Raw genomic sequence first — 11,517 nt, forward strand, 5'->3', positions numbered from 1 at the left:
CAGCACAAGGGCGACATTCTTCTTTCAAGATGTTTTGCCAGCCGCCGCGTCCTGCCGTATTCTTGAGGCGGATCAAGGACGGCGCCCGTGAGCCGGGCCAAGGTAGCTGGCCAATGAAAGGAGACGGGGAAATGGAAGAGATCAGTGTCAGGAAGGTCGCCCATGTGATCCTGCTGGCCCGCGAGATGGATCGCGGCGAAGCGGAGATGCGCGGCGTGATCGAACGGATGACCGAAGAGGAACAGGCGGCGCTTGTCGCCGTGATGTGGATCGGGCGGGATGCCTTCGATGCCGACGAATGGAACGAGGCCTATGCGACGGCCCTGTCCGAGGCCTCGACGCCGACCGCCGACTACCTGATCGGCACGCCGCATGTGGCCGATCACCTCGAAGCGGGGCTCGAGGCCCTGGGATACGATTCCTCCGACGAGGAGGACGAGCTCTTGCGCCGGGGCGCCTGACGGCCCCTAGCGCAGCGCGCGCCCCTTCACGATGATGCCATCGCCGAAGCGCGCACGGATCGCATCCGTTGCGCGCTCGGCCGCCGCGCGCTTGCCGGCGTCCGGGTCCAGCAGGTCGCCCAGCCGGTCGGCCTGATCCGCGGGAACCAGATCAGAGATGCCCGCGCCGAGCAGCCTGTAGGGGCCGCGTTCGCCGAGCTGGTCGAAGAGGTGCCGCGCCTCGCGGTAGATCCGGTCGGCGGTCTGGGTGGCGTCGCGCAGCGCATGGCGGCGGGTGATGATCTGGAAATCGGCGCGCCGCAACTTCAGCACCACGACCCGACCTGCGAGGCCCTTGGCCTTGGCGCGGTCGGCGACTTTCTCGCTCATCCGCCAGAGATGCCCGTCAAGTACGTCCGGATCGCCGGTGTCCTCGTGAAAGGTCGTCTCGTTCGAGATCGACTTTACCGGGGCGTCGCGGGTGACACGCCGCTTGTCCTCGCCCCGGGCAAGATGCCACAGCCGGTCTCCCATGCCGCCGAAACGCGCGATCAGGTCCTGATGGTCCCAGCGCAGAAGGTCCTCGAAGGTGCGGATGCCCGAGCGGTCGAGCGCCTCCTGCGTGGCCTGCCCCACGCCCCAGATCATCCGAACCGGCTTGGGGCGCAGGAAAGCCTGCGTCTCGGCCTCGCCGATCACCGAGAAGCCGTGCGGCTTGTCGAGATCCGAGGCGATCTTGGCGAGGAACTTGTTGTGGGACAGTCCGATGGATCCAGTGAGCCCCAGCTCGTCGCGCATCCGCTTCACCAGCCGCGCCAGCATCACGGCGGGCGGGGCGCCGTGCAGTCGGGCGGTGCCGGTGAGGTCGAGAAAGGCCTCGTCCAGAGAGAGCGGTTCGATGGCGGGCGTCAGATCTTCCATGAAGCCGCGGATCTGGCGCGACACCTCGGCATAGAGCTGCATCCGCGGTTTCAGCACCACCGCGTCGGGACAGAGTTGCAGCGCCTTGAACATCGGCATGGCAGAGCGCACGCCCCGGATGCGCGCCACGTAGCAGGCGGTAGAGACCACGCCGCGCCGCCCGCCGCCGATGATGACCGGCTTGTCGGCAAGCTCGGGATTGTTGCGTTTCTCGACGCTGGCGTAGAAGGCATCGCAGTCCATGTGCGCGATCGACAACGACCAGAGTTCGTCATGCCGCACGATCCTCGGGCGCCCGCAGGAGGGACAGCGCGTTCCGTCATCGAATTCGGTCAGGCAGTCGCGGCAGAGCGCGGGCATGGGTGGCAATTCCGTGCTGAATGTCTACCTGCACAATATAGGCACAGACAGGGGCCGGGGCCATCACATGACATTTGCCGGAGCGAAACTCATGCTCTTTCTGGGCGAGGACCTGCTGGTGATCCGGCGCGATCACACGCCGGGCATTCCGTGGCCGGGATATCTCGACTTTCCGGGCGGCGGTCGGGAAGAAAACGAGAGCCCGGAAGCCTGTGCGCTGCGCGAAACGCGCGAGGAAGTCGGGTTGGAGGTGTCAGAGCCCCAATTGGTCTGGCGTCGGCAACACGGAGCGTCGTGGTTCTTCGTCGCGCATCTGCCGGCGGCGCGGGCCGGAGACATTTCGTTCGGTGATGAAGGCGAGGGCTGGCAACTCATGCCGCCGCGCGAATACACGGAGCGCGACGACGCCATCCCCCATTTCAGGGCCTTGCTCAGCACCTACCTGTCGGAGCGTGGCGAGGCCTGACCTCAGGCCGCGCGACCGTTGAGGCGACGCAGCCATTCCAAAGCTCCGCCAAGCGGGGTCTTCGGGAAGAACCGCACGTTGTCGGGCTCGCTTGCGCTGGGTTTCAGCCGGGACTGAAGCCGGCCCGGTGCATCGCGGGGGCCCATGGCATCGGCCATGATGCCGCGTTCCACCTCCTGCGGGTCCGCATCGAGGGGGGCTTCATAGGAACTCGCTACGCGGAGACGACCGCCGTCGGTGTGAAACGTAACCAGCGCTTCGAAGCGCGCTTCGGCGGCATTGTAGGCGAGATTTTCGATCTGCGAGGATGTTTCCATCATCTTCTCTGCTCCTGCCTGTGACATCAAAGTAACGCCGACCTGGTCATGGAGTTCCCGAAAGCGCTTTCGCGTTGCAATCCGGCGGGGCATACTACGCGGGCATTTCAGGAGCACGTGATGGATTTCGAAGCGCTTCTTCTCGAATTTCTGAGCGGCGGGAACGTGGTCGTCCTGCTGCTCGCGGTCTTTCTCGTCGTGGCCGTGCTGCTTGGCGTTCGGATCGTGCCGCAGTCGGAAAAGCATGTCGTTGAACGGTTTGGCCGACTTCGCGCGGTGCTGGGGCCGGGGATCAACCTGATCGTTCCGTTCCTCGACAGGGTCCGGCACAAGGTGTCGATCCTCGAGCGGCAGCTGCCCAACGCCAGTCAGGACGCGATCACGGCGGATAACGTACTTGTGCAGGTCGAGACCTCGGTTTTCTACCGCATTCTCGAGCCGGAAAAGACGGTCTACCGCATCCGCGATGTCGACGGGGCCATCTCGACCACCGTCGCGGGGATCGTGCGGGCGGAGATCGGCAAGATGGAGCTCGACGAGGTGCAGTCGAACCGCTCGGCGCTGATCTCGACGATCAAGGCCAACGTCGAGGACCAGGTCGACAACTGGGGGATCGAGGTCACGCGGGCCGAGATCCTCGACGTGAACCTCGACCAGGCGACCCGTGACGCGATGCTGCAGCAGCTCAACGCGGAACGTGCCCGCCGGGCGCAGGTCACCGAGGCCGAGGGCAAGAAGCGCGCCGTCGAGCTTCAGGCCGACGCCGAGCTTTATGCCGCCGAGCAGGTGGCCAAGGCGCGGCGCATCGCGGCGGATGCCGAAGCCTATGCGACGCAGGTGGTCGCGCAGGCCATCGCCGACCACGGGCTTTCGGCGGCACAATACCAGGTCGCGCTGAAGCAGGTCGAGGCGCTCACCGCGCTGGGGCAGGGGGCGGGCAAGCAGACCATCGTCGTCCCGGCGGACGCGCTCGACGCCTTCCGCAACGCGTTTTCCATGCTCAGGGGGCGCCCGGAATGATTTACGCGTGGTGGATCTGGCTTGCCGCGGCGCTGGTGCTTCTGCTGCTCGAGATGCTGGCGCCGGGGTTCATCTTCCTCGGCTTCGCCATCGGCGCGGCGGCGGTGGGCCTGTGGCTGCTCGCCGGCTACGCGGTCGGCTGGCCATGGCTGCTGCTGATCTGCGCGGGCGTGGCGCTTGCCGCGTGGGTCGCGCTCCGGCAGATCGTCGGTGTCCGCAAGGGGCAGACCAGGATCTGGGACCGCGACATCAACGAGGACTGAGCGGCGCTCAGCCCCGGTTGGGGTGTCGCGCCTGCGGTGACCGAAGCTCGTGCTGGATCGCCTGGGCTGCCTTGCGCGGGCTTTCCGCGCGCCACACCGGGCGACCGACGACGATGTGGTCGGCCCCCGCGGCAACCGCGTTCGCCGGCGTCGCGATGCGCTTCTGGTCGTCATCGGCGGTGCCGGCGGGGCGCACGCCGGGGGTGACGATCAGCCGGCCCTGGGCTTCGGGCAGGGCGCGGATGCGGGCGGCCTCGTTGGGCGAGGCGATGACCCCGTCGGCCCCGGCCTCGAAGGCGCGCGCGGCACGCTCGACCACGAGATCGGCGATCTCGCCGTTGCGGATCATGCTGTCGTCGAGGTCGCCGCGGTCGAGCGAGGTCAGGATGGTGACGGCGAGAATCTTCATGTCCTTGCCCGAGGCGCCCTCCTTGGCGGCGCGCACCACGTGCGGGTCGCCGTGCACCGTGAGGAAGTCGAGATCGAACTGCGCCAGCCCGCGCACCGCGTTCTCGACCGTCTGGCCGATGTCGAAGAGCTTCATGTCGAGGAAGATGCGCTTGCCGTGTTCCTGCTTCAGCTCGTTGGCAAGCGCGAGCCCCCCGCCGGTCAGCATGCCCAGCCCGATCTTGTAGAACGAGGCCGCGTCGCCGATGGCCTGTGTCAGGTGCAACGCCTCGATGGCGTTCGGCACGTCTAGGGCCACGATCAGGCGGTCGTCGGACATGTCGGACATGGGGCGGGCTCCTTTTCCGTCGGGTTCGGGGTCTCTTGCGGCGCGGGCTGCTTCTCGTCAAGCCTCGGGGCCGGCCAGGGGCCGCATCGGTCCGGAAAACCCTGCCCGCGAGGGCGCGAAAGGCCGCGTGGAGCGGCAGGGCGGCAGGGTGTCGCGGGGCCCGAATTTGTGATCACGGATCTTGAAGCCCCCTCGCGACGCGACCATCTTTACCCCGAGGCCCGACATCCTCACGTGCTGCAAGGTCAGGCGTGGTATCATTCCGACGGGCGCTTATGGAAGGAGAGACACGATGAACTTGGAGAAGTTCACGGAGCGGTCGCGTGGATTCATTCAGGCCGCGCAAACCATCGCGATGCGGGAAGGCCACCAGCGGCTGTCCCCCGAGCACATCCTGAAAGCCCTGATGGACGACGAGCAGGGGCTCGCGTCCAATCTCATCACCCGCGCCGGCGGCGAGCCGAAGCGCGTGGTGACCGCGCTCGAGCAGAAGCTCGGCAAGATCCCGAAGGTCAGTGGCGATGCGGGGCAGGTCTATCTCGACACGGCCACCGCCAAGGTGCTGGACGAGGCCGAGAAGATCGCCTCCAAGGCCGGTGACAGCTTCGTTCCGGTCGAGCGCATCCTGACGGCGCTCGCCATCGAGAAATCCGGTGCCAAGGAGGCGCTGGAGGCCGGTGGCGTGAAGCCGCAGGCGCTCAACGAGGCGATCAACGACCTGCGCAAGGGCCGCACCGCCGACAGTGCCAACGCCGAAGAGGGGTATGACGCGCTCAAGAAGTATGCCCGCGACCTGACCGAGGCCGCGCGCGAGGGCAAGATCGACCCGATCATCGGCCGCGACGACGAGATTCGCCGCTCGATGCAGGTGCTATCGCGCCGCACCAAGAACAACCCGGTGCTGATCGGTGAGCCCGGCGTCGGCAAGACCGCCATCGCCGAGGGTCTCGCGCTGCGCATCGTCAACGGCGATGTGCCGGAAAGCCTGCGCAACAAGCAGCTTCTGGCCCTCGACATGGGCGCGCTGATCGCCGGGGCGAAGTATCGCGGCGAGTTCGAGGAGCGTCTGAAGTCGATCCTCAAGGAGATCGAGTCGGCCGCCGGAGAGATCATCCTCTTCATCGACGAGATGCACACGCTGGTCGGCGCGGGCAAGGCGGACGGCGCGATGGACGCGTCGAACCTGCTGAAGCCGGCACTTGCCCGTGGCGAGCTGCACTGCGTCGGGGCTACCACGCTCGACGAGTATCGCAAGCACGTCGAGAAGGACGCGGCGCTGGCCCGGCGCTTCCAGCCGGTGATGGTGTCCGAGCCGACGGTCGAGGACACGATCTCGATCCTGCGCGGCATCAAGGAGAAGTACGAGCTGCACCACGGCGTGCGGATCTCGGACTCGGCGCTGGTGACGGCGGCGACCCTGTCGCACCGCTACATCACCGACCGTTTCCTGCCGGACAAGGCCATCGACCTGATGGACGAGGCCGCCAGCCGGCTGCGCATGGAAGTGGACAGCAAGCCCGAGGAACTCGACCAGCTCGACCGGAACATCCTGCAGATGCAGATCGAGGTCGAGGCGCTGCGTCTCGAAGACGATGCCGCGTCGAAGGACCGGCTGGCCACGCTCGAGCGCGAGCTTGCCGAACTGGAGGAGCGGTCCGCCGAGATGACCGCCCAGTGGCAGGCCGAACGCGACAAGCTGGCCTCGGCCCGCGAGCTCAAGGAGCAGCTCGACCGGATGCGTGCCGACCTGGAGATCGCCAAGCGCGAGGGCAACTTCGCCAAGGCCGGTGAGCTTCAGTATGGCAAGATCCCCGAGATCGAGAAGCAGCTCGAGGCCGCGGAAGAGGCAGAAGGCGACGTCATGGTCGAAGAGGCCGTGCGTCCCGAGCAGATCGCCGAGGTCGTCGAGCGCTGGACGGGCATCCCGACCAGCAAGATGCTCGAGGGCGAACGCGAGAAGCTGCTGCGCATGGAGGACGGGCTGCACAAGCGAGTCGTCGGCCAGAACCAGGCGGTCACCGCGGTGGCGAACGCCGTGCGCCGGTCGCGTGCGGGGCTCAACGACGAGAACCGGCCGCTTGGCTCGTTCCTGTTCCTCGGCCCCACCGGCGTCGGCAAGACCGAGCTGACCAAGGCCGTGGCCGAGTTCCTGTTCGACGACGACAGTGCGATGGTGCGCATCGACATGTCCGAGTTCATGGAGAAGCACTCGGTCGCCCGCCTGATCGGCGCGCCTCCGGGCTACGTCGGCTACGACGAGGGCGGTGTGCTGACCGAGGCCGTGCGGCGACGCCCCTACCAGGTGGTGCTGTTCGACGAGGTCGAGAAGGCGCATCCGGACGTGTTCAACGTGCTGCTGCAGGTGCTCGATGACGGCGTGCTGACCGATGGTCAGGGCCGGACCGTGGACTTCAAGCAGACGCTGATCATCCTGACGTCGAACCTCGGCAGCCAGGCGCTGAGCCAACTGCCGGACGGCGCCGACAGCGCGCAGGCCAAGCGCGACGTGATGGACGCGGTGCGGGCCCACTTCCGCCCCGAGTTCCTGAACCGTCTCGACGAGATGATCGTCTTCGACCGTCTCAAGCGCGAGGACATGGGCGGGATCGTCGAGATCCAGCTTCAGCGGTTGCTCAAGCGGCTCGCCGCGCGCAAGGTCACGCTTCAACTCGACGACGAGGCCAAGGCCTGGCTCGCCGAGGAAGGCTACGACCCGGTGTTCGGGGCGCGTCCGCTCAAGCGGGTCATCCAGCGCGCGCTGCAGGATCCGCTGGCCGAGATGCTGCTTGGCGGCGACATCAAGGACGGTGACACCGTGCCGGTGTCCGCCGGCTCCGAGGGGCTCATCATCGGGGAGCGCGTGGGCGCGTCGAACCGACCGCGTCCCGACGATGCCGTCGTGCACTGAGCCCGGCCGACGTGACAATCATGAAGGCCCGCCGATCCGGCGGGCCTTTTTCACATGTGGGTGCAGGCGGGCAATACTGCCCACCCAACAGGCTCATTCCATGCCGATCGCGGAACGCGCCAGCCCGTCGAGCAGGTCGTGGATCTTCTGCATCTCGCCTTCGGGATAGGCGCGGAAGCCGATGGTGGTGGTGTCGGGCGCGTCGTGCCGGACCATCACGAAGATGTCGTAGGGGCAGAAGCCGATGTTCATCGGATCGGCCTCCATCGCCTCGCGCGAGAGCTGCGCCGAGCAGAAGCTGTAGACGTCCGCCTCGTCGAAGAGCACCACGTCCGAGCCCACCGCCTCGCGCGTGCGCTCGAGCATGGCGCCGGGGTGACTGACGTGGTCGATGACGAGCCCCGCATCGAGGATCGCGTTCTCGAGCCCGAAGGTCACGTCGCCGAAACTCTGGTCGGTGTCGTAGCTCACGATGTCCTGCGCGAGCGCAGGGCTCGCGCACAGGGCCAGTGCTGCAAAGAGTTTTTTCATATTCTCCTCCCCAGTGGTTGCCGAACGGATCGGTGCTTGTCACTGTGCCGGAGATGCGCGCGAAGCGAAAGCCATGCAGATCAATGAATACGTGAGGATGTGACGATGGGCGCTGCGATGTATGCCTTGCAGGTTCTGGCGCTGATCTTTGTCGCGGTCATCGGTGCCGCGCTGCTGCTGGTCATCGTTCTCTTCTTCATCGACCGGGCGCAGGCAGGCGACGCGATCCGCCGCAACTACCCGGTGATCGGCCGCTTCCGCAGTCTGTTTACCAAGCTGGGAGAGTTCTTCCGGCAGTATTTCTTCGCCATGGTCCGCGAGGAAATGCCCTTCAACCGGGCGCAGCGTGACTGGGTCTACCACGCGACCAAGGGCAAGGATAACACGGTCGCCTTCGGCTCGACCCGCAACCTCAACATCCCCGGCACGCCGATCTTCGTGAACGCGGTGTTTCCGCCGCTCGACGATCAGTTCGCCTCGACCGATCCGATGGTCATCGGGCCGCACGCGCGGGTGCCCTACGTGGCGCGGTCGATCTTCAACATTTCTGGCATGAGCTACGGCGCCATCTCGCGCCCTGCGGTCGAGGCGCTGAGCCGGGGCGCGGCACAGGCCGGTATCTGGCTGAACACGGGCGAGGGCGGCCTGTCGCCCTATCACAAGCTGGCAGGTTGCGACCTCGTCTTCCAGATCGGCACAGCGAAGTTCGGCCTGCGCGACGAGCACGGCGGCCTCTCCGACGAGAAGCTGCGCGCCGTCGCCGCCGACCCGCAGGTGAAGATGTTCGAACTGAAACTTGCGCAGGGCGCCAAGCCGGGCAAGGGCGGCATCCTTCCGGGCGAGAAGGTCAACGAAGAGGTCGCGGCGATCCGTGGTCTCAGGGTCGGGCAGGCGGGGATCTCGCCGAACCGGCACCGCGAGATCGACGACTTCGGCGACCTGCTCGACATGATCGGCCACATCCGTGACGTCTCGGGCAAGCCCTGCGGTTTCAAGACGGTCATCGGCTCGTCGGATGCGTGGGAAGAGCTGTTCAAGCTGATCGTCGCGCGCGGCCCGGAAAGCGCGCCCGACTTCATCTGCATCGACGGCGGCGAGGGGGGCACCGGCGCCGCGCCGATGCCGCTCATCGACCTCGTCGGGATGCCGATCCGCGAGGCGCTGCCCCGCATCGTCGACCTGCGCGACCGCTACGGGCTCAAGGACCGCATCCGCATCATTGCGAGCGGCAAGCTGGTGAATCCCGCCGATGTCGCCTGGGCCATCTGCCTCGGCGCCGATTTCGTCGCCTCGGCGCGCGGCTTCATGTTCTCGCTCGGCTGCATCCAGGCGCTGAAGTGCAACCGCAACACCTGTCCGACCGGGATCACGACCCACGATCCGCGCCTGCAGAAGGGGCTCGTGGTCGAGGACAAGTACATGAAGGTCGCCAACTACGCGAAGGGCATCATAAAGGAGGTCGAGACCATCGCCCATTCGGTCGGTGTGTCCGAGCCGCGGCAGATGCGGCGCCGTCATGTCCGCATCGTGCAGGCCGACGGCAGCTCGATCCCCTTCAACAAGATCCGCCCAAGTTACAGCGCAGACACCGCAACGTGAGTCTCTGTTTGTTTGAGCGAAGCTCCGCCGACGTTACCTTGCACATCAACCAGTGAAAGGAGGACGCCATGGCGCATCGTTGGACAGGACAGCTGACACGGCAGGACGTCACACCCGAAGCCGCCTGGCTGAACCGCCGCCAGATCATCGGCGCCGGCCTTGGAGGTCTGGCGCTGGCCGGGCTCGGGCAGGGCGCCCGCGCGGCCGAGGGCGGCGATGCGCTCGAGCCCAACAGCTGGGACGAGATCACCAGCTACAACAACTACTACGAGTTCGGCACCGGCAAGGAAGACCCCAAGCGCAACGCCGACCAGCTCACCATCGAGCCGTGGTCGGTGAAGATCGACGGCCTCGTCGACCGCCCCGGTGACTATGCCTTTGACGAGATCCTCTCGAACATGACCCTCGAGGAGCGCATCTACCGGTTCCGCTGCGTCGAGGCCTGGTCGATGGTCGTGCCCTGGACAGGTTTCGAACTGGCCGACCTGCTCGAGCTCGCCGGCGTTCAGTCCTCGGCGAAATACGTGGCCTTCGAGACGGTGCTACGCCCCGACGAGATGCCGGGCACCCGCTACAACGTGCTCGACTGGCCCTACGTCGAAGGTCTGCGCCTCGACGAGGCGATGCACCCGCTCACCATCATGGCGACGGGTATCTACGACCGAGACATTCCGAAGCAGAACGGCGCGCCGCTGCGGCTGGTGGTGCCATGGAAGTATGGCTTCAAGTCGATCAAGTCGATCGTCCGCATCTCCCTGACAGACAGCGAGCCGCCGACCGCCTGGAACAAGGCCAACCCGCGCGAGTACGGCTTCTATTCCAACGTGAACCCCGAGGTGGACCACCCGCGCTGGAGCCAGGCCACCGAACGCGAGATCGGCGGAGGCCTGTTCTCGAAGCGCAAGCCCACCCTCATGTTCAACGGCTACGGCGAGGAGGTGGCGAGCCTCTACGCCGGTATGGACCTCCAGAAGAACTTCTGATGCTGGCGAAGCGGATCAACGGCGCGCTCCGGCATGTGCCGGCCTGGCCTCTCTATATCGTCGCCGTGGTGCCGCCGGTCTGGCTGCTCTGGCAGGGGCTGACCGGCGGGCTCGGGGTGGAGCCGATCAAGGCGCTCGAGCACGAGCTGGGTGAACTGGCGCTGCAGCTGCTGATCGCCGGGCTCTGCATCACGCCCCTGCGCCGCTTCGCCGGGGTGAACCTTCTGCGGTATCGCCGGGCGGTCGGGCTGATCGCGTTCTTCTACGTGGTCCTGCACCTGCTGGTCTGGCTGGTGCTCGACGTGCAGATCCTCTCGCAGATCTGGGCCGACATCATCAAGCGGCCCTACATCACGGTCGGCATGGCCGCGTTTGTCCTGCTGATCCCGCTGGCCGCCACGTCGAACAACGCGTCGATCCGTAAGCTCGGCGGCAAGCGTTGGCGGCAGCTGCACAAGCTCGTCTACGCGGCGGCGCTGCTTGGCGGCGTCCACTTCCTGATGCTGGTGAAGGGCTTCCAGATCGAGCCGCTGATCTATCTCGCCATCATCGTCGGTCTGCTCGCGCTGCGGCTGCCGCTTGCCACGGGCGCCCGGCAGCGCGCCTGAAGCCTCGGACCCAGCCGCGCGGCTCCGCTACCCTCCGGTCGGGGCCGCGTTCGCCGATCAGACTCGTGACTCGCGGTCTTCGAGAACACCGCGAGTCACGTGTCCGGCCTGACTCGCCACGATTCAGAGGCGAAAATATGCATAACTCTGAGGGGAACCGTCCACTCAGGCCCGCCCGCTCCGGTCGGAGCCGACTACAGGCACCGAGCAACATGGGCGAAGCTGGCGCTGCCGCGATTTCAGCGTTCTTCAAACGCCCGTTTTCCCTGCATCTTTCGGGCCGGATGAAGAAAAAATGACGAAACCGGAAAAAAAGGGTTGCGGGGTTTTGGTGATAACCGTAAAAGCCCCTTCACCGGCGGCGC

Annotated in this window: 12 protein-coding genes; 8 read left to right on the forward strand and 4 right to left on the reverse strand. The window is 66.3% G+C overall.

All coding sequences use genetic code 11. From position 1 onward, the window contains the following. Positions 1–131 precede the first annotated feature (131 nt). On the forward strand, positions 132–461 hold the full coding sequence (locus D6860_RS19870; protein ID WP_076623093.1) for a DUF3775 domain-containing protein: 330 nt from the start codon (positions 132–134) through the stop codon (positions 459–461). A gap of 6 nt (positions 462–467) precedes the next feature. Here D6860_RS19870 and D6860_RS19875 read toward each other — a convergent pair whose 3' ends face one another. After that, positions 468–1,721, reverse strand: a complete 1,254-nt coding sequence (locus D6860_RS19875; protein ID WP_076623094.1) for a DNA polymerase IV — start codon at positions 1,719–1,721, stop codon at positions 468–470. A gap of 67 nt (positions 1,722–1,788) precedes the next feature. Here D6860_RS19875 and D6860_RS19880 point away from each other — a divergent pair, with 67 nt between their 5' ends. Continuing rightward, positions 1,789–2,187, forward strand: a complete 399-nt coding sequence (locus D6860_RS19880) for an NUDIX hydrolase (protein ID WP_076623095.1) — start codon at positions 1,789–1,791, stop codon at positions 2,185–2,187. 2 nt (positions 2,188–2,189) lie between these two features. Here the strand turns inward: D6860_RS19880 and D6860_RS19885 are convergent, their stop codons facing one another. Further along, positions 2,190–2,507 carry a hypothetical protein gene (locus D6860_RS19885; protein WP_017470147.1) on the reverse strand — a complete coding sequence of 106 codons (318 nt, stop codon included), beginning with the start codon at positions 2,505–2,507 and terminating at the stop codon, positions 2,190–2,192. A 117-nt stretch (positions 2,508–2,624) separates the two neighbouring features. On the opposite strand from D6860_RS19885, the gene D6860_RS19890 reads away from it, so the two are divergent. Together D6860_RS19890 and D6860_RS19895 are read left to right on the forward strand one after the other, a co-directional pair. Further along, the gene (locus tag D6860_RS19890) at positions 2,625–3,524 is read left to right on the forward strand and encodes an SPFH domain-containing protein (RefSeq protein WP_076623096.1); all 900 of its coding nucleotides are present in this window, start codon (positions 2,625–2,627) and stop codon (positions 3,522–3,524) included. Further along, positions 3,521–3,787, forward strand: a complete 267-nt coding sequence (locus D6860_RS19895; protein ID WP_093411811.1) for an NfeD family protein — start codon at positions 3,521–3,523, stop codon at positions 3,785–3,787. The genes D6860_RS19890 and D6860_RS19895 overlap by 4 nt, the downstream gene beginning before the upstream one ends. Before the next feature lie 7 nt (positions 3,788–3,794). Here the strand turns inward: D6860_RS19895 and pyrF are convergent, their stop codons facing one another. Beyond that, positions 3,795–4,514 carry an orotidine-5'-phosphate decarboxylase gene (pyrF, locus tag D6860_RS19900; RefSeq protein WP_371683204.1) on the reverse strand — a complete coding sequence of 240 codons (720 nt, stop codon included), beginning with the start codon at positions 4,512–4,514 and terminating at the stop codon, positions 3,795–3,797. Between the two features lie 301 nt (positions 4,515–4,815). Between pyrF and clpB the strand changes: the two genes are divergently transcribed. Beyond that, positions 4,816–7,431 (forward strand): ATP-dependent chaperone ClpB, encoded by a 2,616-nt coding sequence (gene clpB / locus D6860_RS19905; protein ID WP_076623098.1) that lies wholly within the window; start codon positions 4,816–4,818, stop codon positions 7,429–7,431. Positions 7,432–7,524: 93 nt separating this feature from the next. Here the strand turns inward: clpB and D6860_RS19910 are convergent, their stop codons facing one another. Continuing rightward, positions 7,525–7,962, reverse strand: a complete 438-nt coding sequence (locus D6860_RS19910; RefSeq protein ID WP_076623099.1) for a DUF302 domain-containing protein — start codon at positions 7,960–7,962, stop codon at positions 7,525–7,527. 105 nt (positions 7,963–8,067) lie between these two features. Between D6860_RS19910 and D6860_RS19915 the strand changes: the two genes are divergently transcribed. From D6860_RS19915 to msrQ, 3 genes are all read left to right on the forward strand, one after another. Further along, complete coding sequence (locus tag D6860_RS19915; protein WP_076623100.1) at positions 8,068–9,561, forward strand: FMN-binding glutamate synthase family protein; 1,494 nt, start codon at positions 8,068–8,070, stop codon at positions 9,559–9,561. A gap of 68 nt (positions 9,562–9,629) precedes the next feature. After that, entirely contained in the window at positions 9,630–10,544 is a 915-nt protein-coding gene (msrP, locus tag D6860_RS19920; protein ID WP_076623101.1) for a protein-methionine-sulfoxide reductase catalytic subunit MsrP, read from the forward strand. After that, complete coding sequence (msrQ, locus tag D6860_RS19925; protein WP_076623102.1) at positions 10,544–11,152, forward strand: protein-methionine-sulfoxide reductase heme-binding subunit MsrQ; 609 nt, start codon at positions 10,544–10,546, stop codon at positions 11,150–11,152. The genes msrP and msrQ overlap by 1 nt, the downstream gene beginning before the upstream one ends. The last annotated feature ends 365 nt before the right edge of the window (positions 11,153–11,517 follow it).

Source organism: Salipiger sp. D13 (assembly GCF_003703915.1).
Lineage (GTDB): Bacteria > Pseudomonadota > Alphaproteobacteria > Rhodobacterales > Rhodobacteraceae > Salipiger > Salipiger profundus.